We start from the raw sequence: 22,696 nt of genomic DNA, 5'->3' as shown, positions 1-22,696 counted from the left end.
GCAAGCTTGGCCGGATTGTCGTGACATGCGCTCGATCGGCGTCGTTAGACTGGGTTTTCCGTCAGGAGGAACAACGATGCATGAATATCTGCAACCCGGCCGCTGCATCGATAGTGACCACCCGGCGCTGATTGAGTTCGCTGAAGCGTCGCGCGGCGGCAGCCGCGATCCGGTTGAGCAGGCAGTCAGGCTGTATTACGCGGTTCGCGATGGCATTCGTTACAACCCCTATGTATTCAGTCGAGACCCGCAAACACTGAAAGGCAGTCATGCGCTACTCAGTGGCGAGAGCTACTGCGTGCCGAAGGCCACGCTGCTGGCAGCCTGTGCGCGGCATTGCGGGATCCCTGCGCGGATCGGTCTGGCCGATGTGCGCAACCACCTGGCCACCCCGCGGTTGCTGGAGTTGCTGCGCAGCGAGGTGTTTGCCATGCACGGCTATACCGAGTTGTATCTGCAGGGGCGTTGGGTCAAGGCTACCCCGGCGTTCAACCTGGAGCTGTGTCGGGTATTCAAGGTGGCGCCGCTGGAGTTCGATGGGCTTGGTGACAGCGTATTCCATCCGTTCAATCAGCAAGGTCAGCGTTACATGGAGTATCTGCTCGACCATGGGCGCTTCGCAGACGTGCCGGAAGAGCTGTTCTTCAGCCATTTGGCAGCGGTCTATCCACATTTGTTCGCCGAGGATGTGCCGCCGCTTATGGGGGATTTTCAGGGCGAAGCCGAGGGCTAGAGCCTGCGAGGGTGCAGGCTCTACGTGGCGGCTGGAGGCGTGCTGGCAACTCGATTGGCGATATCAGGCCGAAGGCTTTGTCTTGCCTGAGGGTAGCCTGATACATCGGCAAGGGCTGGAGGGGGGCGTCCTGAGGCAAAAGTGGCTCGCAGGCCTGGCCTGCAGCCCAAAAAGCATCGCGCCGGGACGGCCCTCCTACCAAAGCAGCTTGCCTGCGTCTGACTGATGAGTGTCGCTAGCCAGGTTTTCTCATGGCATGACGCTGATCAGTTTCTGATCAGGCTGAGAAATTCGCTGCGGGTGGCGGCGTTGTCACGGAATTCACCGAGCATCACCGAGGTGATCATCGAAGAGTTCTGCTTCTCCACCCCGCGCATCATCATGCACATGTGTTGGGCCTCGATCACCACGGCGACGCCAAGGGCGCCGGTAACTTGCTGGATGGCTTCGGCGATCTGTCGGCTGAGATTCTCCTGGATCTGCAAGCGACGCGCGTACATGTCGACGATCCGCGCAACCTTGGACAGGCCGAGCACCTTGCCGTTGGGAATGTAGGCGACGTGGGCCTTGCCGATGAAGGGCAGCAGGTGATGCTCGCACAGCGAATACAGCTCGATGTGCTTGACCAGCACCATTTCACTGTTGTCTGAGCTGAACAGCGCGTTGTTGGTGACTTCTTCCAGGGTTTGCTGATAACCGCGGCAAAGATACTGCATGGCTTTGGCTGCACGCTTGGGGGTATCGACCAGGCCTTCGCGGGATACATCCTCGCCTAATTGACCAAGAATCGCGGTGTAATTCTGTTCCAGGGACATGGATCTTCCTGTGGCATCCGGGGGTAATACGCTAGCGCGCAGGGTAGGGGTGAGGTTCAGGTTCGAGACGTCAGCTATCACTCGTCGCGGCCATCCATCATGGTGCGTTTGAGCATCACATAAACCGCACCAGTACCGCCATGCTTGGCCACACAGGAGGTGAAGCCGAGCACCTGTGGATGCTGGCGCAGCCAGGTGTTGACGTGGCTTTTGATCATCGGCTTACGGCCATCCATGCGCACGGCCTTGCCGTGGGTGATGCGCACGCAGCGCACTTCCAATTTGGTGGCTTCGGCGAGAAACTCCCACAGGGTGTCGCGGGCTTTTTCCACGGTCATGCCGTGCAGATCAAGGCTGCCATCGAAGCTGATCTGGCCGAGTTTGAGCTTGCGCATCTGGCCTTCCTGCACGCCATTGGCGGCCCAGTACAGCGGGTCTTCGGCGCCGACGTCGATGACGAACTGGTCGGACAGGCCATCGACTTTGACCGTATCCACGCGCACGGTCGCCGCCTGGCGTAGGCTGGCCAACTGTTTGCGGTCAGGCTTGGCTTTGCCGGTATCGGCGCGGTCGTGCTTGATCGGCTTGACGCCGCGCAACTCGGCTTTGAACAGGGCGCTGTCGTTGTCTTCTCTGGTGTTGTCTTGCATCTGGGCCTCCGCGAAGGCCGCTAGTGTAACCAAGGCTGAGAGCTTGTGAAAAAAACTCTCGCCTACTGCGACCGCCCCCAGGCGGCCGCAGCTGGCGTTGCGCTATGCCGCGAACACCTGGAGACGCTCTCGCTACGGCGCTCGATATTTTCACACGCTCTGAGCGCTTTCGTGCTGCCTCGATCGAAGCAAGGGTCAGTCGCGTTTCTTCAGCAGATGCGGGGCCATGCTCAAATCGCTGGGACGGCGCAGGCGGCGTCGGCACAGGCGCCACATCGCGATGCCGGCCCACAGCAGGAACAGGCCGACCACCAGCAAGACGGCCGCCGCACCGGTCGAATCGTTCAGTGCGCCAAGTGTCGGCGCCCGGCCGAGCAGGCTGGCTGCGCCGGCCATCGCCAACAGTACGCCAAAGGCGGCAAGCAATGCTGCCAGTATGGCGGCGAAGCGCATGCGCCAGCTGCTTGGCCCGCGTGGGCGCAGGCGGCGAGCATCGAAACCATCGGATAACTTCATTCCGATTTCCTTAGTGGGTATCGGCGGTATGACCGGCAGGTGGAGTGGTGGTTCCGGCGGCATGCCAGGCATGGCCGCAGGATGTGAGCTGGTCTGGGTTTGCTCGTCGTTCGCTTCAGATCAGGGAACTGGCTTGCGCTACCACCGCCGCGAAGTTGTCAGCCAGGGCAATGATCTCTGCGCGGTGCATATCGGCGGCGCTGATGACCTTGCCATCCAGTGTCGGTAGGTCGCGGGTGGCGCAGGCGGCATCGACCACCGTGCAGCGATAGCCATAGTCCTTGGCCGCGCGCACCGTGGTGCTGATGCTCGAGTGGGTCATGAAGCCGCAGACGATCAGGTCGAGGTGGCCAAGCGCTTGCAGCTGGTCATGTAACTCGGTCCCGGAGAAGGCGTTGGGCATGCGTTTCTCCACCACGATCTCACCAGGCAGCGGTGCCACCTCAGGCAGGTGGTGGCCGCGTGGGCCGCGTGGGTCGAGCAGGCCGTCGGGAATCCCCAGGTGCTTGACGTGGATGATAGAGGCGCCGCTGTTACGCGCGGCGGTCAGCAGTTTGGCGATCTCTGCGAGTGCCGGATCGAGCCCTGGCAGTTGCAGCACGCCGCTGCGGTACTCCTCTTGGGCGTCGATGATCAGCAGGGTCGCATTGCCCAAGGTGGCGGGGGCATGGCTGCGCCCTGTGAGCTGAAACAGTGATTGCGGATGAGACATGACCTAACTCCTCGCTGGCGCGGACGACAGTCTCCATTGTCCGCCTGTGCGAGGCTGCTGTGAACCTCTTCGGTGCGCAGCCCTGCGCGCTCACGCGGGGACGAACAGCATCGAACCAATCCAGAGGGTCTGGAGTCGTACGCAAAAGGAGTTGCTTATGGCTTTGTGGTCACTGTTTTCCGCACATTTCTGGTTGTTGTTCGCCTTGGCGGTTTCCATCGCGGTATTTCGTGAACTCAGGCGCGAGCCGAATGAGCCATCCTTGCGCGCGCCGCGGCGCAAGAAAACTGAGCGTTTGTGAAAAAACTCTCGCCTACTGCGACCGCCCCCTGGCGTCCGTTGCTGGTGTTGCGTTACGCGAACACCAGCAGACGTTCTCGCTACGGCGCTCGATATTTTCACAACCTCCGAGTGAGCGCCCGGCAGGTCACCGGGCACGGATCGGTCAATAGAGGCCGAATACCTGGAACTGCAGGTACCAGACGCCCAGTGAAGCGAAGAAATTGACCAGAATGGCCGGCAGGAACTTCAGGTGCACGCCAAAGCTGTAGCTCTTGTCCAGCGACATGGCCATGACCCCGGCGGCCGAGCCGACCACGGTCAACGAGCCGCCAATCCCGACCATCAAGGCGTTCAGTGCCCACTGATCGAGCCCCAGTTGCGGGTTGGACATCAGCGCTGCGGCTTCGACCGGCACGTTATCCATGACCCCCGAGGCGATGCCGAGAATCACGTTGACCCCGGTTGGGCTCATTACCTCGAACAGTTGCGAGATATAGGTCAGCCAGCCGACGTGGTTGAGGCAGGCAACCGAGGTGATGATGCCGATAAAGAACAGCAGGGCGTTCCATTCGACCTTCTGCAGTTGATCCTGCCAGGGCAGCTCGATGCCTCGGCGCATCAGTAGCCAAGCGTAGAGCGCGACCAGGCCCAGGCCGATACCGATGGCGAATTCGATGCTGACCTTGAACAGGATGTTGCACAGCACCGCGCCGACCACGGCGAAGAAACCAACGATGGCCAGCCCCGCGCCTCCGGGCTTGAGGCCGGTTTCCGACGGGTCGGCCAGGTGGATCAGGGCCTGGCCATCCAGCTTGCGCAAATAGAAGAAATGCAAGGTGGCGGCGAACAGCAGCCAACCGATCAGTGCCGAGGGAATCAACAGCAACAGCCCGGCGATGCTGATCTTGCCCGCCAACACCACCATCAGGCTGGTCGAGGTGCCGAGAAACCACACGCCACTATTGGACGCCACGACGATATTGCACAGCGCCACATGGGTGTAACGCTGGTTGGTGGAGATGCTTTTCACCGTCTTGCCAAAGATCATCGCAGTGGTGATGTTGTTGAGAAACGGCGAAAGCATCGCCGACAGTGCGCCGGTGGCCCAGAACATGCCTTTGGCTCCCAGGCCTTTGCGCATCAGGTAGCCGTTTAGGGCGGTGAACACGTTTCGCTCATTGAGTAATTCCACAATCATCCACATGAACGCCATGAAGGCGATCAGGCCGAACAGTTCTTCCTTGGCCTCGCTTTGCGCGTGGAGGAAGTACTGGAAGCCGTTGGGGTCATTGATGGCGTAGTGGGCACCGATTACGATCAAGCCGGACATCATGAACATGGCAGGCTTGAATTTATCCATCTCCAATTGAGCTTCAAAAACGATAAGCGTCATGCCAAACAGGAATATCGCCAGCACGAGCAAGCCCGTGAGCGAGAAGGGTTCTATGACCATTTGAGGTGGAACTCGGAAGGAAGAGGGAAGGGTTGAGAAATCGTTACAAATTATATCGGAGCCCCTGGTGCGCGGGCAGTGGCCAGGGCTCGACTTAGCCGATTTATTTTCGTCCCTGCGTGCAGGGCGAGTGGTTCGGCTAAACTGCCCGACTTTTGCCAGGAGAGACTCTTGTGACTGCTACTCGTTTACGTACCCTGCGTGACTACATCCGCTGGGCTGTCAGCTGTTTCAATCGCGAAGAGCTGTTCTTCGGTCATGGCAGCGACAATGCTTGGGACGAGGCCCGCCAGTTGGTGCTGGGTGCAGTGCATCTGCCTTGGGAGATCGCCGACAGCTACCTCGACTGCCGCCTGGAGGATGACGAGCATGCGCATCTGCAAGCCTTGCTCAAGCGTCGCATCGAGGAGCGCGTACCGACCGCCTACCTGTTGGGCGAGGCCTGGTTCTGTGGCCTGCCATTCATCGTCGATGAGCGCGTGCTGATTCCCCGCTCACCGATTGCCGAGCTGATCGAGCAACATTTCCAGCCCTGGCTGACCCAGGAACCTGCACGGATTCTCGATCTGTGCAGTGGCTCCGGCTGCATTGGTATTGCTTGCGCCTACGAATTTCCCGAGGCCGAGGTGGTATTGGCTGACCTGTCGTATGAGGCGTTGGAGGTGGCCAACCAGAATATCGAGCGCCACCAGCTGGATGAACGCGTCTACACCGTGCAGAGCGATGGCTTTGACGGTTTGCCGGGGCAGCGCTTCGATTTGATCGTGTCCAACCCGCCCTACGTCGATGCCGAAGATTTCGCCGACATGCCGGTCGAATACCAGCACGAGCCGGCCCTGGGCCTAGCGTGCGGTGAGGATGGTCTGAATCTGGTACGGCGCATGCTGGCCGAAGCGGCCGATCATTTGCATGACAAGGGCTTGCTGATCGTCGAAGTTGGCAACAGCCAGGTGCATGTCAGCGCCCTGTACCCGGAAGTGGACTTCACCTGGCTGGAGTTCGAGCGCGGTGGCCATGGTGTGTTCCTGCTGGCGGCTCAGCAATGCCGTGAGCATCAGGCGTTGTTTCGCCAGCGTCTTGCCGGCTGATGACGCAGCCTCGGCGCTAGCGTGGCTGACACCTGCAGCTTTGCTGGGGTTGCGCGGCGGTATTGACGGTGTGCCGCAGCCGCGCCTAAGTGCGTCGCTACACGCTTGGCAATCAGCGGCTCAGCAACGAAGCCGCGCCAGCACCGCCAAACAGGGCTGCGCTAACCCGGTTGAACCACACCTGACCTTTGCCCGAGCGCAGATAGCGCGCCGCGCCACGGGCGCTGAGGCCATAGAACAGCTTGCAGCTCAGATCGAGTACTGCCCAAGATGCAATCAACACCAGCAACTGGCTCAGCATCGGCCTTTCGCCGCTCATGAACTGCGGGAGGAAGGCGGCGAAGAACAGAATGTCCTTGGGGTTGCTCGCGCCCAGGCCGAAGGCCTTCCAGAACATGCTCTGAAAGCTCGGGTTGATCGCTTGCTCCTCGGTGCTTACCGGCTGGGCCGCTTGGCGCGAGGCCTGCCAGCTCTGCCAGGCGAGGTAGAACAGGTAGAGCGCGCCGACGATCTTCAGGGCGCTGAACAACTGCTCTGAGGCCAATAGCAAGGCGCCAAGGCCAAGCGCCGAGGCGCTGAGCAGGCAGATCGAGGCCGATACCCCGCCGAGAAACGCTGGCAGCGAGCGGCGCAGGCCATAATTCAGGCTGTTGCTGACCATCAGCAACGACAGCGGCCCGGGGATCAGAATCACGATCAGTGCGGCGCTGCTGAACAGCAGCCAGGTTTCCAGACTCATTGAGTACTCTCCAGATGCGCAGAAGCCCCGACGTTAGTGTCAGGGCTTTGGCTTTTCTTGAGTTCATGTCCCGTTGTTTTGAAAGCGTAGCGAGCGATGGCTAGGTAAGGCGAAGTCAGGCGCAAAAGCGGAGTGTACTTTTGTACATGAGCATTTTAAGCCTGACTTCAACGCAGCATAGGCGAGCGCAGTAGCTTTCAGTTACAGGAAGGCGAACTTGGCGATAAATATGATGCACAGCACATAGAGGCTGACGGAAACCTTGTCACGTTGACCAGTCAGCAGCTTCAGCGAGGCATAAGTCAGAAAGCCCAGGGCAATGCCGTTGGCGATGGAGAAGGTCAGCGGCATCATTACCACGGTAACGATCGCCGGAATGGTGTCGGTCTGATCTTTCCAGTCGATATGCGCCAGGCCGCTCATCATCAACATGGCGACATAGATCAGTGCGCCAGCAGTGGCATAGGCGGGAATCATACCGGCCAGTGGGGCGAAGAACATCGCAGCCAGGAACAAGACACCTACGGTTACCGCAGTCAGGCCGGTACGGCCGCCTGCGGCCACGCCAGAGGCGCTTTCTACGTAGCTGGTCACGGGCGGGCAACCGACCAGAGAGCCAATCACGCTGGAGGTGCTGTCAGCTTTCAGGGCTTGCGAGAGGTTCTGGATCTTGCCGTCTTCATCGACCAGGTTGGCACGATGGGCAACGCCCATCAGGGTGCCTGCGGTGTCGAACATGTTGACGAAGAGGAACGACAAAATCACGCTGATCATCGAGATCTGGAAGGCGCCGGCGATATCCATCGCCAGGAAGGTCGGCGCCAGGCTTGGTGGCATCGACACCACACCGTTGTACTCGACCAGGCCCATGGCCATGCCAATGCCCGTTACCGCAAGCATGCTGAACAGGATGGCGCCAAACACGTTGCGATGACTGAGCACGGCGATTAGCAAGAAGCAGATGGCGGCCAGCAGCGCGTTGGGATTGGCGAAGCTGCCCATAGTCAGCAGGGTAGCCGGACTGTCGACCACAATGCCGGCGGTTTTCAGGCCGATCAGGCCGAGAAACAGGCCGACACCGGCGCCCATGGCAAAGCGCAGGCTCATGGGGATGCTATTGAGCAGCCATTCGCGAATGCGTGACAGGCTCATGATCATGAACAGGATGCCCGAGAGGAATACCGCACCCAGTGCGATTTCCCATGTATAGCCCATGTCGCCGACTACGGTAAAAGTGAAAAAGGCGTTCAAGCCCATGCCGGGCGCAAGGCCGACTGGCCAGTTGGCATACAGGCCCATGAGGAAGCAACCCAGGGCCGCGCCCACACAGGTGGCGACAAAGGCTGCGCCCTGATCTACGCCTGCCATTGCCATGATGTTGGGGTTGACGAAGATGATGTAGACCATGGTGAAGAAGGTGGTGATGCCTGCAATCAGTTCGGTTTTGATGTTGGTGCGGTGTTCGGTCAGTTTGAAAAAGCGATCGAGCAGGCCAGGTTTGACCGACCCTAGGGCGTGAGTTGCATGTTGTTCTTGTTTAGCGCTTTCCACAGTGGGTACTCCTCATCTCTCTTGTTGTGTACCACCCAGAGTCGTTATTGCGCACGCTGCGGCTCTCTGAGGTAGGTGGTGTGTTTGGGTGTGCTAACTGGCCATTTGTTGACCATAAGGTCAGAAAACTACACTGGTGCGATTATGATGTTGTATACAAAAAAAGCAAATAATGTTTTATGTTTTCGAGCGGATGCGAGATCAATGTCATGCGAGTGTGCTGCACTGCTTTCAGCGCGAAAATTACCTCCATTTCGTATTAAAAAAACTATTAAAAACAGTTAGATAAAAATAATTATCAGAATTTTTACAGTGCTTGCGGCGAGCGTTTTTGCGTGACTATCAGTACGACCAATGGTGCCTTTAGCTGATTTTTTTGGCAGAAAAACCGTTTCTTATAAGAAATCAATTTAGTGGTATCCAGCTGCGCTGGAAGCCAGGCAACGGCCGAGAGGGCTGAGTAGCCATTGCGTGGTATCACGAGGGTTGTGCATATCGTGTACGAATTGATCGAATTGTGTACAATGCGGCGGTATTTTTTCTGTTTTTCGCCACGTACTGCTTGCCAGTCACTGGGTGAATAGCAGTAGAGTCTCGGAACAGGCCGAACCTCTTTAACGCGAGCCAGAATGAACGAGCAATTGCAGCCTCTCAAGAAACTGCCGGGTACCGGCAAAAGCAGCCATAGCGGGACTCAGGACGATATTGTCTACGCGCATATCTTCGACGCTATCCTCGAACAGCGTCTGGCGCCGGGCACCAAGCTGAGCGAAGAGGCTTTGGGCGAAATCTTCGGCGTCAGTCGCACCATCATCCGCCGCGCCTTGTCGCGCCTGGGCCACGAAAGCGTCGTGCTGCTACGACCCAATCGTGGTGCGGTGGTAGCCAGTCCTAGCGTGAATGAGGCCCGGCAGATTTTTTATGCACGGCGCATGGTCGAGCGCGCAATTACCGAATTGGCAGTCGTGCATGCCACGGCCGAGCAACTGGCCGAATTGCGCCAGATGGTCAAGGACGAGCAAACCTGTTTCTCCCGTGGTGATCGTGGTGCGGGTATCCGTCTGTCTGGCGAGTTCCACCTGAAGTTGGCCGTGGCGGCGAAGAACGCGCCGCTGGTCAGTTTCCAGCGCAGCCTGGTGTCGCAGACCTCCCTGATCATCGCCCAGTATGAAAGCGGTAACCGCTCGCACTGCTCCTACGACGAGCACAACCAGCTGATCGATGCCATCGAGGCCCGCGATGCGACCAAGGCAGTGAGCCTGATGATGCATCACATGGATCATATCGACAGCAAGCTCAACCTCGACGAGGAGAGCGCCTCGGATGACCTGCACGCGGTGTTCTCGCACCTGTTGCAGACCGCCAAGAAAAAGCCTGGACGCGGTACCGCCAACCGTTGATTGCAGTGGCAACAAAAAAGCCCCGATGCGTGAGCCTCGGGGCTTTTTTGTTGCCTATGGACGGCGATCCGTTCGGCGGTAGGGTAGCTTCGTGGGTTGGGCGTTGCGGTGCAGGGTTAGGCTCAGGGTCTCAGGCACCGCGTAACCCAACCGCGATGTATCTAACCCCGCGTCATGCCATGCAATCGCGGTCGGCAACGCAGCGCTCGAATACTCGGCCGGATTCAGCCGTTTTAGTCATGCGCCGCTAACCCACCCTTGAGATTGCGGCCCCTCAATCCCGACGATGCACCGACTGGCCGGCGGCGAAGGTTTCCTTGATTGCGCGGTCGTCGCCGAGCATGGTCAGGGCGAACAGCTTCTCGGCCAGGCTCGTGGCCTGCTGCATGCGATAGCTGATCAACGGTGTGGCGTTGTAGTCCAGCACCACGAAGTCGGCGTCTTTGCCGCTGGCGAAGTTGCCGATCTTGTCGTCCAGATACAGCGCGTTGGCACCGCCCAGGGTGGCTAGGTACAGCGATTTGAACGGGTCGAGCTTTTTGCCCTGCAACTGCATGACTTTGTACGCCTCGTTCAGCGACTGCAGCTGGCTGAAGCTGGTGCCAGCACCGACGTCGGTGCCCAAGCCGACGCGCACGCCGTGCTGTTCCAGCTTGGGCAAATCGAACAGGCCGCTGCCGAGGAACAGGTTGGAAGTGGGGCAGAAGGCTACCGCCGAACCGGTTTCGGCCAGGCGCTGGCATTCCGCATCGCACAGGTGCACGCCGTGGGCGAACACCGAACGCGCGCCGATCAGCTTGAAGTGGTCGTAGACGTCCAGGTAGCCGCTACGCTCGGGAAACAGCTCCTTGACCCATTCGATCTCCTGACGGTTCTCGGACAGGTGGGTGTGCATATACAGGTCGGGATATTCCTGGAAAAGCCTGCCGGCCAGCGTCAGTTGTTCCGGTGTGCTGGTCGGGGCGAAGCGCGGGGTCACGGCATAGTGCAGGCGGCCCTTGCCGTGCCAGCGCTCGATCAGTTCCTTGCTGTCGGCGTAGCCGGACTCAGCGGTGTCGGTCAGGTAGTCCGGGGCGTTGCGGTCCATCAGCACCTTGCCGGCGATCATCCGCAGGTTCAGCGCCTCGGCGGCCTCGAAGAAGGCGTCCACCGATTGCTTGTGCACGCTGCCGAACACCAGGGCGGTGGTGGTGCCGTTGCGCAGCAGTTCCTTGAGGAAAATGCCGGCCACATCAGCGGCGTGGGCTTTGTCTTCGAACTGGCGCTCGGTGGGGAAGGTGTAGGTATTGAGCCAGTCCAGCAACTGCTCGCCGTAGGAGGCGATCATCCCGGTCTGTGGATAATGGATATGGGTATCGATAAAGCCGGGGGTGATCAGCGCGTCCGGGTACTCGGTGATTTCAACGCCCTTGAGCGTGGGCAGCAGATCGGCTGCGTGGCCGACCTGGGCAATTTGACCGTCCTCGACCAGCAGCAGGCCGTCCTCGAAATACTCGTAGGACTGCTCGACGCCGACCACGGCTGGGTCGGCAAGGCTGTGCAGGATGGCGGCGCGGTAGGCTTTCATATTGCTGGTCATCTATTACGTCTCGATGTTGGGGCTGGCGCTGCGTCGGGTGCGCCATGCACACCACGGGCAATGCGGGGTTATTAGTGCGCGCGGCGCAGCCTAAGGTTGGGCGCGACGGGAGTGGGGCAGCAGCTTGGCGACGGAAGTCTCACCTTTTTTTACGTCCTGGCCGAAAGCCGCGTTGTAGGTGGCGATCACCTCACCGGCGATGGATACGGCGATTTCGATCGGCAACTTGCCTTTGACCTCGGGCAAACCCAGCGGGCAGCGCATACGCTGCACCACCTCCGGTTGGAAGCCGCGGTCGCGCAGGCGGTGTTCGAACTTGGCGCGTTTACTCTTCGAGCCAATCAGCCCGTAGTAGGCGAAATCGTTGCGCTTGAGGATGGCCGCGGTCAGCTCCAGGTCGAGCTGATGGTTGTGGGTCATGACGATAAAGTAACTGCCAGCCGGCATGGACTCGACCTCGTCGACCACTTCGTCATTGACCACTTTCTCCACGCCGCTGGGAATCTGCTCGGGAAACTCGTTTTCCCGCGAGTCGATCCAGCGCACCTTGCACGGCAGGCTGGCAAGCAGCGGCACCAGGGCGCGGCCGACATGGCCGGCGCCGAAGACGGCGATCTGCGCCTGCGGTTGGCCCATGGGTTCGAACAGCAGCACGGTGGCGCCGCCGCAGCACTGGCCGAGGCTGGCGCCGAGATTGAAGCGTTCCAGGCGGGTGTTCTGGCTGCGTGTGGTGAGCATCTCGCGGGCCAGCTCCATCGCCTTGTATTCCAGGTGACCGCCTCCGATGGTTTCGAAGATGCGGTCAGTGGTGACCACCATTTTCGAGCCGGCATTGCGCGGCGTCGAGCCGCGTTCTTCGATGATGGTCACCAGCACGCAAGGTTGACCTTGCTGCTGCAGGTCGGCGAGGGCACTGATCCAGCTCATTTGCTCAGCCTCCAGGTAGGTGGCAGTTGTCCGGGGCGCGGTAGGCGCCAGTTGCTCGGCGACGGATCCAAGATTGGAACCGGCGCTGGCGGTGTCGGTTGGGTTTTCGCGTCGGTGTGTTTTGTCATTGTTTTACACCTGTTGGATTCAGGCTCTAGCCCGGATGTACGCCGGGCTCGAGGATTGCGTTACGCCGGCTCAACCGCTGCTGCGTGAGCAGGCTTGGCGGTTTGCTGCAGTTTCTTCATCTGCTCCACACCCCAGAGCACACGCTCCGGCGTGGCGGGGGCGTCGATGTTCGGCTGCACGCGGTAGTCAGCCAGGCTGGCCACCGCATCCTTGATCGCACACCAGACTGCGATGCCGAGCATGAACGGTGGCTCGCCGACGGCCTTGGAGTGGAACACCGTGTCTTCCGGGTTCTTGCGGTTCTCCACCAGCTTGACCCGCAGATCCAGCGGCATGTCGGCAATCGCCGGGATCTTGTAGCTGGCCGGGCCGCTGGTCATCAGCTTGCCTTTGCCGTTCCACACCAGTTCTTCCATGGTCAGCCAGCCCATGCCCTGGACGAACGCGCCTTCCACCTGGCCGATATCGATAGCCGGGTTTAGCGAGGCGCCGACGTCATGCAGGATGTCGGTGCGCAGCATCTTGTACTCGCCGGTCAGGGTGTCGACGATCACTTCGGCGCAGGCGGCGCCATAGGCGAAGTAATAGAACGGCCGGCCGGCGGCTTTTTCACGGTCGTAGAAGATCTTCGGCGTGCGGTAGAAACCGGTGCTGGAGAGCGAGACCTGGGCGAAGTAGGCCTTCTGGATCAGTTCCTCGAAAGACAAGAACTGCCCGCGCACGCGCACCTGGCCGTTGCGGAACTCGACGTCTTCCGGGGTCACCTTGTACTCGCGTACGAGGAAGTCGACCAGGCGCTGCTTGATGGTTTCGGCGGCGTTCTGCGCGGCCTTGCCATTCAGGTCGGTGCCGCTGGAGGCGGCGGTCGGCGAGGTGTTCGGTACCTTGTCGGTGTTGGTCGCGGTGATCTGGATGCGCGAGGTTTCGACCTGGAACACTTCGGCGACTATCTGCGCCACCTTGGTATTGAGGCCCTGGCCCATCTCGGTGCCGCCGTGGTTGAGGTGGATGCTGCCGTCGGTGTAGATGTGGATCAGCGCGCCGGCCTGGTTGAGGAAGGTGGCGGTGAAGCTGATGCCGAACTTGACCGGGGTCAGCGCCAGGCCTTTCTTCAGCACCGGGCTTTTTTTGTTGAATTCAATAATTTCACGGCGGCGCTGGGCGTATTCGCTGCTGGCCTCCAGATCGGCGGTCATCTCGGCGAGCATGTTGTGCTCGACCGTCTGGTGGTAGTGGGTGACGTTGCGCTCGGTCTTGCCGTAGTAGTTGAGCTTGCGCACCTCAAGCGGGTCCTTGCCCAGACTGCGCGCGACCGCATCCATGACCTCCTCGATGGCGACCATACCCTGCGGGCCGCCGAAGCCGCGGTAGGCGGTGTTCGAGGCGGTGTTGGTCTTGCAACGGTGGCCATTGATGGTGGCGTTGCCGAGGAAGTAGGCGTTGTCCGAGTGGAACATCGCGCGGTCGACGATGGAACCGGACAGGTCCGGCGAATAGCCGCAGTTACCGGCCAGTTCCAGCTGGATGCCGTGCAGCAGACCGTTGTCGTCGAAGCCGACGTCATATTCCACATAGAACGGGTGGCGTTTGCCGGTGATGCTCATGTCCTCCATGCGCGGCAGGCGCATCTTGGTCGGCTGGCCGGTGAGGTGGGCGATCACCGCACACAGGCACGCTGGACCGGCGGCCTGGGTCTCCTTGCCGCCGAAGCCACCGCCCATGCGGCGCATGTCGATGACGATCTTGTGCATCGGTACGCCAAGCACTTCGGCGACCAGCTTCTGCACTTCGGTGGCGTTCTGGGTCGAGGTGTAAACGATCATGCCGCCGTCTTCGGTGGGCATCACCGAGGAGATCTGGGTCTCCAGGTAGAAGTGCTCCTGGCCGCCGATATGCAGCTTGCCTTGCAGGCGACGCGGGGCGCTGGCCAGCGCGGAGGCAGAATCGCCGATCTTGTGCTGGTGGCTGTCGAGGACGAAATGCTTCTTGCGCAGGGCATCCTCTACGTCCAGTACCGGCTCAAGGTCTTCGTATTCGATGATTGCCGCCATGGCGCCTTTGCGGGCGTTTTCCAGGCTGTCGGCGGCCACGGCGATGACCACCTGGCCGACGTATTCGACCTTGCCATCGGCCAGCAACGGATCGCCGGCGACCACCGGGCCGATATCCAGCTGGCCTGGCACGTCCTTGCTGGTGATGGCGATGGCCACCCCCGCAATTGCATAGCAGGGCGCGGTATCGATGCTGAGGATGCGGGCATGGGCGCGATCGCTCATGCGCGCATAGACGTGTAATTGGTTAGGGAATTCCAGGCGGTCGTCGACATACACGGCTTCGCCGGACACATGCTTGTCCGCGCTGTCATGCTTGACGCTGCGGCCGACGCCGGTGGTGATCTCGGCGCGGAACAACTCGGCCAGCTCTTCTTGAGTCTTGCTGGTTTTGTGATGGCTAGACATAGGCGGTCACCCGGGTTTCGACTTCAGGAGCTTGCAGCTCGAGAAAGAATTTACGCAGCAGGTTCTGCGCGATAAGCAGGCGGTATTCCTTGCTGGCACGGAAGTCGCTGAGCGGCGTGAAGTCTTCGGCCAGCGCCGTACAGGCGCGCTCGATTGCTTCTGAGCCGCAAGCGGCCCCCGTCAGCGCAGCCTCGCAGGCGGCGGCGCGCTTGGGCGTCGCGGCCATGCCGCCGAAGGCGATGCGCGCTTCTCGTACCACGCCGTCTTCGATACGCAGATTGAACGCGGCGCACACCGCGGAGATGTCATCGTCCAGGCGCTTGGAGACCTTATAGGCGCGAAACGCCTGGGTGCTCTGCGCGCGCGGCACCAGGATCTTCTCGATAAATTCGGCTTCCTGGCGGGCGGTCACCTTGTAATCGAGAAAGTAGTCTTCGATCGGCAGGCTGCGGCTGTCGCTGCCTTTGCGCAAAACGATCTGCGCACCGAGGGCGATCAGCAGCGGCGGGGCGTCGCCAATCGGTGAGGCGTTGCCAATGTTGCCCCCCAGGGTGCCCTGGTTGCGGATTTGCAGGGACGCGAAGCGGTGCAGCAGTTCGCCGAAGTCCGGGTAATCCTTGGCCAGCACGGCGTAGCAGTCGGACAGTGAAGTAGCGGCGCCGATCTCGATGCTCTCGGCCGTCACATCCACGCGCTTCATCGATTCGATATGGCCGACGTAGATCATCACCGGCAGTTCGCGATGGAACTGGGTGACTTCCAGGGCCAGGTCGGTGCCGCCGGCGAGCAGGCGTGCTTGCGGGTTGGCGGCATAGAGATCGGCCAGGTCGGCGACGGTCAGCGGCAGCAGGCAGCGTTTGTCGCCGCTGTTGAGCTCGGCGGTTTCGCGCGGGGCGATGGCCTTCAGCTGGGCGACAGTCTCGGCTTCGGCAGCGTCGAACTGGTCCGGCTGCTTCTGGCAGCAGGCCTGTGCGGCGGCGTCGATGATCGGCCGGTAGCCGGTGCAGCGACACAGATTGCCGGCTAGGGCTTCCAGAGTGTCGGCCTTGTCGAAGCCGTTACTGTTCTTTTGCAGGGCGAACAACGACATCACAAAGCCCGGCGTGCAGAAGCCGCACTGAGAGCCATGGCAGTCGACCATGGCCTGTTGCACGCTGTGCAGCTGGCCTTGATGCTTGAGGTCTTCGACGCTGATCAGTTGCTTGCCGTGCAGGCTGGAGACGAAGGTCAGGCAGGAGTTGAGGGTGCGATAACGCACGCGCTCGCCATCCAGTTCGCCGACCACCACGGTGCAGGCGCCGCAATCGCCTGAGGCGCAGCCTTCTTTGGTACCGGGTTTGCCGACATGCTCACGCAAGTACTGGAGCACGGTGACGTTAGGGTCGAGGGCATGCTCAGTACGCAGCTCCCGGTAGAGTAAAAACTGGATCAAGGGCGACCTCCAGGCACTTTATTGTTGTCGTATCAGACCTACTAGAACACCAGCGCAGCAGCGTGCGGCGTTTAGACACGGCTCGGCATGGGGCAAATCTAGAGTTTTCTGACTCTTGGGTCAACAAATATTTGGCTCTTTGGTCAAGCAGTTGTCATGCGATTCAGTTATGAGTGCGAAAAACCTGGCTGTTCGCTTAAGCACTAACCGCTTTTGTGCCAGCCCTGCATGCACTGCAAAGGCTAAAGCGCAGGCAGTAAAAAACACCAAGGGTGTGGCCTTGGTGTTTTTGCTGTGCAGCAGAGATTAGGTCAGTTGATGCTCTTCGCCGGCATAGTCGGCGCGTATCCGTGGGTTCATCACCGCACGCCATAGCGGCGGGAACAGTGCCAGAACAATCATCCTTGGCTGTTCAATGACCAGTAATCGCTCAGGGGGATGCCCAGTACGGGGATCAACCAGAACCAATAGCCGATGCTTTTGATGGTAAGCATCCAGTTGGAGGGCAGGCGTTCGAACATGGGGGCTCCGACTTGTATTGTTGAATCAGGCGGCTGGTAGGATTGTAGGACAACTATTGGTTGTGCTATCCCTTGGCAGCCCACCTTTTGCTTTGAAAGCCTGACTCAGTCAGCCTTGGCCCGGTAACACCCTGTGTTACACTCGCGCCCTGCGCTTAGCCGCCCATCGCCATGCTTGGCGGGGGCAGGCAGCTACGCCGCTTGCCCTAAATAGGTCAGATAGAGCCTAGGATTTCCATGACGTTCAAGGCACCGGATAGCCTCGCCGAACAGATCGCTCATCACCTCGCTGAACGCATCATTCGTGGTGAATTGAAGGCGCGTGAGCGTATTCAGGAACAGAAAGTTACCCAGTCGCTCAACGTCAGCCGTGGTTCGGTGCGTGAGGCGCTGCTGATCCTCGAGCGTCGCCACCTGATCGTCATTCTGCCGCGCCGCGGCGCTCAGGTCAGCGAGCTGACCCCGCACAACGTCAAGAGCCTCTACGACCTAGTCATCGAGCTGTACATCCTGCTGGCCCGAGCGGTGGCAGATGGTTGGCAGGTCGAGGCCGATCTAGCACCGTTTCGGGTTATCCAGCAGCGTCTGCTCGGCAGTCTGCAGCGCGAAGACATCAATGCTTTCGTCGAGGACAGTTTCAACATCATGCGCGCGGCGTATCCGTTCTCGAATAACCCCTATCTGCAGGAAACCGTGGAGAACCTGTTGCCGGCGATCAGTCGTACCTATTATCTGGCGTTGGAACGGCGCAAAAGCGAAATGGGGCAGTTCCTCAACACCTTCGGCGAGTTGCTCCAGGCGATCATCGCCCGCGATCACTCGCGCGCCCGTGAAGTGCTGCTGGCTTATGGCGAGCACAACTGCAAACTGGTCCTGGCAACCCTGGACGAGCGCCAAGGATGACTGCACATGCGGCTTAAATGCATCAAGCTGGCTGGCTTCAAGTCCTTCGTCGACCCGACCACGGTGAGCTTTCCGAGCAACATGGCGGCGGTGGTCGGGCCTAACGGTTGCGGCAAATCCAACATCATCGACGCCGTCCGCTGGGTAATGGGCGAGAGCTCGGCGAAGAACCTCCGCGGCGAGTCGATGACCGATGTCATCTTCAACGGCTCCAACACGCGCAAGCCGGTGACCCAGGCGTCCATCGAGCTGATTTTCGACAACTCCGACGGCACCCTGACCGGCGAGTACGCCAGCTATAACGAAATCTCCATCCGCCGCCGGGTGACCCGCGACAGCCAGAACACCTATTTTCTCAACGGCACCAAATGCCGCCGGCGCGACATCACCGACATCTTCCTCGGCACCGGCCTGGGCCCACGCAGCTACTCGATCATCGAGCAGGGCATGATCTCCAAGCTGATCGAGGCCAAGCCCGAAGATTTGCGCAATTTCATCGAGGAAGCCGCCGGTATCTCCAAGTACAAGGAGCGTCGCCGCGAGACCGAGAACCGTATCCGCCGCACCTACGAGAACCTGGCACGTCTGAGCGACCTGCGTGAAGAATTGGAGCGCCAGCTCGAGCGTCTGCACCGCCAGGCCCAGGCGGCGGAGAAGTACCAGGAATACAAGGCCGAAGAACGCCAGCTGAAAGCTCAGCTGACGGCCTTGCGCTGGCAGGAACTGAATGAACAGGTCGGTCAGCGTGAAGCAGTGATCGGCAATCAGGAAGTCGGCTTCGAGGCGCTGGTCGCCGAACAGCGCAACGCCGATGCCAGCATCGAGCGCCTGCGCGATGGCCATCATGAACTGAGCGAGCGCTTCAATCTGGTACAGGGGCGCTTCTATTCGGTCGGTGGCGATATCGCCCGGGTCGAACAGAGCATCCAGCATGGCCAGCAGCGTTTGCGCCAATTGCAGGACGATCTGCGCGAGTCAGAGCGCGCGCGACTGGAAACCGAATCGCACCTGGGCCACGACCGCACCCTGCTGGCCACCTTGGGCGAAGAACAGAGCATGCTCGAACCCGAGCAGGAGCTGACCGCCGCCGCTGCCGAAGAGGCCGCAGTCGTGCTGGAACAATGCGAAACCACCATGCAGGGTTGGCAGGAGCAGTGGGACGGCTTCAACCAGCGCAGTGCCGAACCGCGCCGCCAGGCCGAGGTGGAGCAATCACGTATCCAGCAGCTGGAACTCAGTCTGGAGCGTCTGGCCGAGCGTCAACGCCGCCTCGCGGATGAGCTGCAGCAATTGGCCGCCGACCCGGAAGACGCGGCCATTGTCGAGCTGAGCGAGCAGATTGCCGTTAGCGAACTGAGCCTGGAAGACCTGCAGCTTGCCGAAGAACAGCAAGCCGAGCGCCTGCAACACCTGCGCACCGAGCTGCAGCAAGCCGGCCAGGCCCAGCAACAGGCGCAAGGCGAACTACAGCGCCTAAATGGCCGGCTGGCTTCGTTGGAAGCCCTGCAGCAGGCGGCGCTCGATCCAGGCAAGGGCGCGGGCGACTGGTTGCGTGAACAGCACTTGAGCGAGCGCCCGCGCCTGGCCGAAGGGCTGCGCGTCGAGGCTGGTTGGGAGCTGGCGGTGGAAACCGTGCTTGGCGCCGACCTGCAAGCGGTGCTGCTGGACGATTTCAATGGCCTGGATTTCAGCAGCCTGGCCCTGGGCGACCTACGCCTGGCCAGCCCGAATCGCGGCGGCGTGCCGGTCGCCGGCAGTCTGCTGGACAAGGTCGAAGCCAGTATCGATCTGGCGCCCTGGCTGGCCAAAGTCAAACCAGTGCAAACCCTGGACGATGCCTTGGCCGCTCGCGGCAGCCTGGGCGAAGGCGAAAGCCTGATCAGTCGCGACGGTTACTGGGTCGGCCGGCATTTTCTGCGGGTACGCCGCGCCAGCGAAGCGGAAAGCGGCGTGCTGGCGCGTGGTCAGGAAATCGAACGCCTGGGTTTGCAACGCGAAGAGCGCGAGGCGGCGCTGGCGCTGCTCGATGAGCGCTTGCTGCACTTGCGTGAAAGCCAAGGGCAGCAGGAGGAACTGCGTGAGCAGCAGCGTCGTCAATTGCAGGATCAGGCCCGCCGTCTCGGTGAGCTGAAGGCGCAGCTGTCCGCCGGGCAGGCCAAGGTCGAGCAATTGACCCTGCGCCGTCGCCGCCTCGACAGCGAGCTGCTCGAACTGGCCGAGCAACGCGAAATCGAGCAGGAGCAGTTGAGCGAATCACGTCTGCAACTGCAAGATGCCCTCGACGCCATGGCCACCGACCATGAACAGCGCGAAAGCCTGCTGGCCAGCCGCGATGCCCTGCGCGAACGGCTCGACCGGGTGCGCCAGGAGGCTAGAGCGCACAAGGACCACGCCCATCAGTTGGCCGTACGCCTGGGCTCGCTAAAGGCCCAGCATGATTCCACCCGCCAGGCGCTGGAGCGTCTCGAATCGCAGGCCGAGCGCCTGCACGAGAAGCGCGAACAGCTCAGCCTCAACCTGGAAGAGGGCGAGGCACCCCTGGAAGAGCTGCGTCTGAAGCTCGAAGAGTTGCTCGATAAGCGCATGGCAGTGGAAGACGAACTCAAACTGGCCCGCTTGGCGTTGGAAGACGCCGACCTCCAGTTGCGTGATGCGGAGAAGCGTCGCACCCAGGCCGAGCAGCAATCCCAGCTGTTACGCGGTCAGCTGGAGCAGCAGCGCATGGAGTGGCAAGCACTGACCGTACGGCGCAAGGCCCTGCAGGATCAGTTGCTGGAAGACAATTACGACCTGCACGGCGTGCTCGCGACGTTACCCGGCGAGGCCAGTGAAAAGGCCTGGGAAGATGAGCTGGAGCGCCTGGCCGCGCGGATTCAGCGTCTCGGCCCGATCAACCTGGCGGCCATCGACGAATACCAGCAGCAATCCGAGCGCAAACGCTACCTGGATGCACAGAATGCCGACCTGGTCGAGGCGCTGGATACTTTGGAAAACGTCATCCGCAAGATCGACAAGGAAACCCGCAACCGCTTCAAGGAAACCTTCGATCAGATCAACGGCGGTTTGCAGGCCCTGTTTCCCAAAGTTTTCGGCGGCGGCAACGCTTATTTGGAACTCACCGGCGAAGATCTACTCGATACAGGGGTGACAATCATGGCGCGCCCACCGGGCAAGAAAAACAGCACCATCCATCTGCTCTCGGGTGGCGAGAAAGCGCTGACGGCATTGGCCCTGGTATTCGCCATCTTTCAGCTCAATCCAGCGCCGTTCTGCATGCTCGACGAGGTGGATGCGCCGCTGGACGACGCCAACGTCGGGCGTTATGCCCGGTTGGTCAAGGAAATGTCGGAAAAAGTGCAGTTCATCTATATCACCCACAACAAGATCGCCATGGAAATGGCCGATCAACTGATGGGCGTAACCATGCATGAACCGGGTTGTTCGCGTTTGGTCGCCGTGGATGTGGAAGAGGCCTTGGCTATGGTGGAGGCATGAGGCGCCTGAGCTGGAGTGTTTGCCCACCCCTGTAGGCGCAGCTTTAGCCGCGAAGCTTTTGCTGCGTCTCGAAGCGTTCGCGGCTAAAGCGCAACGCCGCCGGACCACTCCTTTTAGCCGCTGCTAAGTGGAGACATAGCGTGTTAACGGCCTGTTGGCTGTGTAAAGTTATCTTTTGTCGTGCTAGCTTATCGTCCACTTTTGTTACACGTGAGAAACACCCGTCAGAACATGGGGTTGGCACCACGGTTTAGAGTTGACGCAGTCGGGGCAGGACGCCTTTTTTCATAAAATTTTCAATCAGGGGTCAAGGTATTTCATGGAATTCGGTCTGCGCGAATGGCTGATAGTCATCGGCATTATTGTGATAGCCGGCATCTTGTTCGATGGTTGGCGGCGCATGCGCGGTGGCAAGGGAAAATTGAAGTTCAAACTCGACCGCAGTTTTGCCGATCTGCCGGAAGCCGATAGCGATCCAGGTTTGCTCAGCACGCCACGGGTTATCGATCGTCATCAGGAACCGTCGCTGGACGAACACGATCTGCCCTCGATGAGCGCCCGCGAGCTGAGTCGCCGCCGCAGCGGTGGCGAGCCGCAACAGGGTGACCTCAATCTGGGCCAAGACGAGCCGGTGCCGACGCTGCTCAATCCAGTGGATGAGGGTGCGAGCGAGTCGCGCAAGGACAAGGCGTCCAACGCTAGCAAAGAGCTGCCGCCGGTCGAAGAAGTGCTGGTGATTAATGTGGTCGCCCGCGACGACGATGGCTTCAAGGGTCCGGCGCTGCTGCAAAATATTCTGGAAAGTGGCCTGCGATTCGGCGAGATGGACATTTTCCATCGTCACGAGAGCATGGCCGGTAAAGGCGAAGTACTGTTCTCCATGGCCAACGCCCTCAAACCGGGCACTTTCGACCTCGATGATATAGAAGGCTTCAACACCCGCGCCGTGAGTTTTTTCCTCGGCCTGCCGGGGCCACGTCATCCCAAGCAGGCGTTTGACGTGATGGTCGCTGCCGCGCGCAAGCTGGCCCACGAACTCAACGGCGAACTCAAGGACGACCAGCGCAGCGTGATGACCGCGCAAACCATCGAGCATTACCGTCAGCGCATCGTCGAATATGAGCGCAAGCAGTTGACCAACAAACGCTAAACCTGCTGCAAACGATAAGCCCCAAGCTACAAGCCGCGCGCTTGGCTTGAGGCTTTGTTTTTCTGATTCCGCAGGCTCCCCACAAACTTGTAGAAGGAGGGCCGCCCCGGCGCGATGCTTTGGCTTTTTAGCGGCCCTGCGGCCCCTATCGCCGCGAGGTCG

Annotated in this window: 19 protein-coding genes and 1 pseudogene; 7 read left to right on the top strand and 13 right to left on the bottom strand. The window is 60.4% G+C overall.

Features of this window, described 5'->3' with window-relative positions:
• Positions 1–76 precede the first annotated feature (76 nt).
• Entirely contained in the window at positions 77–733 is a 657-nt protein-coding gene (locus VCJ09_RS15665; RefSeq protein ID WP_324731071.1) for a transglutaminase-like domain-containing protein, read from the top strand.
• A gap of 266 nt (positions 734–999) precedes the next feature.
• On the opposite strand, the gene folE is transcribed toward VCJ09_RS15665, so the two are convergent.
• From folE to VCJ09_RS15645, 4 genes are all read right to left on the bottom strand, one after another.
• Positions 1,000–1,548 carry a GTP cyclohydrolase I FolE gene (gene folE / locus VCJ09_RS15660; protein WP_324731070.1) on the bottom strand — a complete coding sequence of 183 codons (549 nt, stop codon included), beginning with the start codon at positions 1,546–1,548 and terminating at the stop codon, positions 1,000–1,002.
• A 77-nt stretch (positions 1,549–1,625) separates the two neighbouring features.
• Positions 1,626–2,198, bottom strand: a complete 573-nt coding sequence (locus tag VCJ09_RS15655; RefSeq protein WP_079202529.1) for a Smr/MutS family protein — start codon at positions 2,196–2,198, stop codon at positions 1,626–1,628.
• 195 nt (positions 2,199–2,393) lie between these two features.
• Positions 2,394–2,714 carry a hypothetical protein gene (locus VCJ09_RS15650; RefSeq protein ID WP_324731069.1) on the bottom strand — a complete coding sequence of 107 codons (321 nt, stop codon included), beginning with the start codon at positions 2,712–2,714 and terminating at the stop codon, positions 2,394–2,396.
• Between the two features lie 115 nt (positions 2,715–2,829).
• Positions 2,830–3,426 carry a cysteine hydrolase family protein gene (locus VCJ09_RS15645; RefSeq protein ID WP_324731068.1) on the bottom strand — a complete coding sequence of 199 codons (597 nt, stop codon included), beginning with the start codon at positions 3,424–3,426 and terminating at the stop codon, positions 2,830–2,832.
• A gap of 157 nt (positions 3,427–3,583) precedes the next feature.
• Here VCJ09_RS15645 and VCJ09_RS15640 point away from each other — a divergent pair, with 157 nt between their 5' ends.
• Entirely contained in the window at positions 3,584–3,727 is a 144-nt protein-coding gene (locus tag VCJ09_RS15640; RefSeq protein ID WP_324731067.1) for a hypothetical protein, read from the top strand.
• Positions 3,728–3,871: 144 nt separating this feature from the next.
• On the opposite strand, the gene nhaD is transcribed toward VCJ09_RS15640, so the two are convergent.
• Complete coding sequence (gene nhaD / locus VCJ09_RS15635) at positions 3,872–5,101, bottom strand: sodium:proton antiporter NhaD (protein WP_324731066.1); 1,230 nt, start codon at positions 5,099–5,101, stop codon at positions 3,872–3,874.
• 233 nt (positions 5,102–5,334) lie between these two features.
• Between nhaD and prmB the strand changes: the two genes are divergently transcribed.
• Entirely contained in the window at positions 5,335–6,249 is a 915-nt protein-coding gene (gene prmB / locus VCJ09_RS15630) for a 50S ribosomal protein L3 N(5)-glutamine methyltransferase (RefSeq protein ID WP_324731065.1), read from the top strand.
• Between the two features lie 112 nt (positions 6,250–6,361).
• Here the strand turns inward: prmB and VCJ09_RS15625 are convergent, their stop codons facing one another.
• Together VCJ09_RS15625 and VCJ09_RS15620 are read right to left on the bottom strand one after the other, a co-directional pair.
• Complete coding sequence (locus VCJ09_RS15625) at positions 6,362–6,988, bottom strand: LysE family translocator (RefSeq protein WP_324731064.1); 627 nt, start codon at positions 6,986–6,988, stop codon at positions 6,362–6,364.
• A gap of 201 nt (positions 6,989–7,189) precedes the next feature.
• The gene (locus tag VCJ09_RS15620) at positions 7,190–8,539 is read right to left on the bottom strand and encodes an NCS2 family permease (protein ID WP_324731063.1); all 1,350 of its coding nucleotides are present in this window, start codon (positions 8,537–8,539) and stop codon (positions 7,190–7,192) included.
• A gap of 629 nt (positions 8,540–9,168) precedes the next feature.
• On the opposite strand from VCJ09_RS15620, the gene VCJ09_RS15615 reads away from it, so the two are divergent.
• Complete coding sequence (locus VCJ09_RS15615) at positions 9,169–9,939, top strand: GntR family transcriptional regulator (RefSeq protein ID WP_324731062.1); 771 nt, start codon at positions 9,169–9,171, stop codon at positions 9,937–9,939.
• 274 nt (positions 9,940–10,213) lie between these two features.
• Here VCJ09_RS15615 and guaD read toward each other — a convergent pair whose 3' ends face one another.
• From guaD to VCJ09_RS15585, 6 genes and pseudogenes are all read right to left on the bottom strand, one after another.
• A complete protein-coding gene (guaD, locus tag VCJ09_RS15610; protein ID WP_324731061.1) occupies positions 10,214–11,518 on the bottom strand; it encodes a guanine deaminase in 1,305 nt (434 codons plus the stop codon).
• A gap of 90 nt (positions 11,519–11,608) precedes the next feature.
• Positions 11,609–12,445, bottom strand: a complete 837-nt coding sequence (gene xdhC / locus VCJ09_RS15605) for a xanthine dehydrogenase accessory protein XdhC (protein ID WP_324731060.1) — start codon at positions 12,443–12,445, stop codon at positions 11,609–11,611.
• Between the two features lie 188 nt (positions 12,446–12,633).
• Positions 12,634–15,033, bottom strand: coding sequence for a xanthine dehydrogenase molybdopterin binding subunit (gene xdhB / locus VCJ09_RS15600; RefSeq protein WP_324731059.1), 2,400 nt, complete (start codon positions 15,031–15,033; stop codon positions 12,634–12,636).
• The gene (xdhA, locus tag VCJ09_RS15595; RefSeq protein ID WP_324731058.1) at positions 15,026–16,465 is read right to left on the bottom strand and encodes a xanthine dehydrogenase small subunit; all 1,440 of its coding nucleotides are present in this window, start codon (positions 16,463–16,465) and stop codon (positions 15,026–15,028) included. The genes xdhB and xdhA overlap by 8 nt, the downstream gene beginning before the upstream one ends.
• Positions 16,466–16,771: 306 nt before the next feature.
• A pseudogene (locus tag VCJ09_RS15590) lies at positions 16,772–16,867 on the bottom strand (hypothetical protein); the annotation flags it as partial.
• A complete protein-coding gene (locus tag VCJ09_RS15585; protein WP_324731057.1) occupies positions 16,864–16,986 on the bottom strand; it encodes a hypothetical protein in 123 nt (40 codons plus the stop codon). The gene VCJ09_RS15585 and the pseudogene VCJ09_RS15590, both read right to left, overlap by 4 nt.
• A gap of 237 nt (positions 16,987–17,223) precedes the next feature.
• Here VCJ09_RS15585 and VCJ09_RS15580 point away from each other — a divergent pair, with 237 nt between their 5' ends.
• The 3 genes from VCJ09_RS15580 (at position 17,224) to zipA (ending at position 22,534) form a co-directional block, all read left to right on the top strand.
• Positions 17,224–17,889 carry a GntR family transcriptional regulator gene (locus VCJ09_RS15580; protein ID WP_324731056.1) on the top strand — a complete coding sequence of 222 codons (666 nt, stop codon included), beginning with the start codon at positions 17,224–17,226 and terminating at the stop codon, positions 17,887–17,889.
• 6 nt (positions 17,890–17,895) lie between these two features.
• Positions 17,896–21,384 carry a chromosome segregation protein SMC gene (smc, locus tag VCJ09_RS15575; RefSeq protein WP_324731055.1) on the top strand — a complete coding sequence of 1,163 codons (3,489 nt, stop codon included), beginning with the start codon at positions 17,896–17,898 and terminating at the stop codon, positions 21,382–21,384.
• 319 nt (positions 21,385–21,703) lie between these two features.
• Entirely contained in the window at positions 21,704–22,534 is an 831-nt protein-coding gene (gene zipA / locus VCJ09_RS15570; protein WP_324731054.1) for a cell division protein ZipA, read from the top strand.
• Positions 22,535–22,696 lie beyond the last annotated feature (162 nt).

Source organism: Pseudomonas paeninsulae (genome assembly GCF_035621475.1).
Classification (GTDB): domain Bacteria; phylum Pseudomonadota; class Gammaproteobacteria; order Pseudomonadales; family Pseudomonadaceae; genus Aquipseudomonas; species Aquipseudomonas paeninsulae.
This window is presented reverse-complemented; position numbering and strand designations above follow the sequence as displayed.

Excerpts from the sequence above, each read along its gene's own strand:
- VCJ09_RS15665 (WP_324731071.1), top strand. The coding sequence starts at position 77 with ATGCATGAATATCTGCAACCCGGCCGCTGCATCGATAGTGACCACCCG.
- folE (WP_324731070.1), bottom strand. The coding sequence starts at position 1,548 with ATGTCCCTGGAACAGAATTACACCGCGATTCTTGGTCAATTAGGCGAG.
- VCJ09_RS15655 (WP_079202529.1), bottom strand. The coding sequence starts at position 2,198 with ATGCAAGACAACACCAGAGAAGACAACGACAGCGCCCTGTTCAAAGCC.
- VCJ09_RS15650 (WP_324731069.1), bottom strand. The coding sequence starts at position 2,714 with ATGAAGTTATCCGATGGTTTCGATGCTCGCCGCCTGCGCCCACGCGGG.
- VCJ09_RS15645 (WP_324731068.1), bottom strand. The coding sequence starts at position 3,426 with ATGTCTCATCCGCAATCACTGTTTCAGCTCACAGGGCGCAGCCATGCC.
- VCJ09_RS15640 (WP_324731067.1), top strand. The coding sequence starts at position 3,584 with ATGGCTTTGTGGTCACTGTTTTCCGCACATTTCTGGTTGTTGTTCGCC.
- nhaD (WP_324731066.1), bottom strand. The coding sequence starts at position 5,101 with ATGACGCTTATCGTTTTTGAAGCTCAATTGGAGATGGATAAATTCAAG.
- VCJ09_RS15625 (WP_324731064.1), bottom strand. The coding sequence starts at position 6,988 with ATGAGTCTGGAAACCTGGCTGCTGTTCAGCAGCGCCGCACTGATCGTG.
- VCJ09_RS15615 (WP_324731062.1), top strand. The coding sequence starts at position 9,169 with ATGAACGAGCAATTGCAGCCTCTCAAGAAACTGCCGGGTACCGGCAAA.
- guaD (WP_324731061.1), bottom strand. The coding sequence starts at position 11,518 with ATGACCAGCAATATGAAAGCCTACCGCGCCGCCATCCTGCACAGCCTT.
- xdhC (WP_324731060.1), bottom strand. The coding sequence starts at position 12,445 with ATGAGCTGGATCAGTGCCCTCGCCGACCTGCAGCAGCAAGGTCAACCT.
- xdhB (WP_324731059.1), bottom strand. The coding sequence starts at position 15,033 with ATGTCTAGCCATCACAAAACCAGCAAGACTCAAGAAGAGCTGGCCGAG.
- VCJ09_RS15585 (WP_324731057.1), bottom strand. The coding sequence starts at position 16,986 with ATGTTCGAACGCCTGCCCTCCAACTGGATGCTTACCATCAAAAGCATC.
- VCJ09_RS15580 (WP_324731056.1), top strand. The coding sequence starts at position 17,224 with ATGACGTTCAAGGCACCGGATAGCCTCGCCGAACAGATCGCTCATCAC.
- smc (WP_324731055.1), top strand. The coding sequence starts at position 17,896 with ATGCGGCTTAAATGCATCAAGCTGGCTGGCTTCAAGTCCTTCGTCGAC.
- zipA (WP_324731054.1), top strand. The coding sequence starts at position 21,704 with ATGGAATTCGGTCTGCGCGAATGGCTGATAGTCATCGGCATTATTGTG.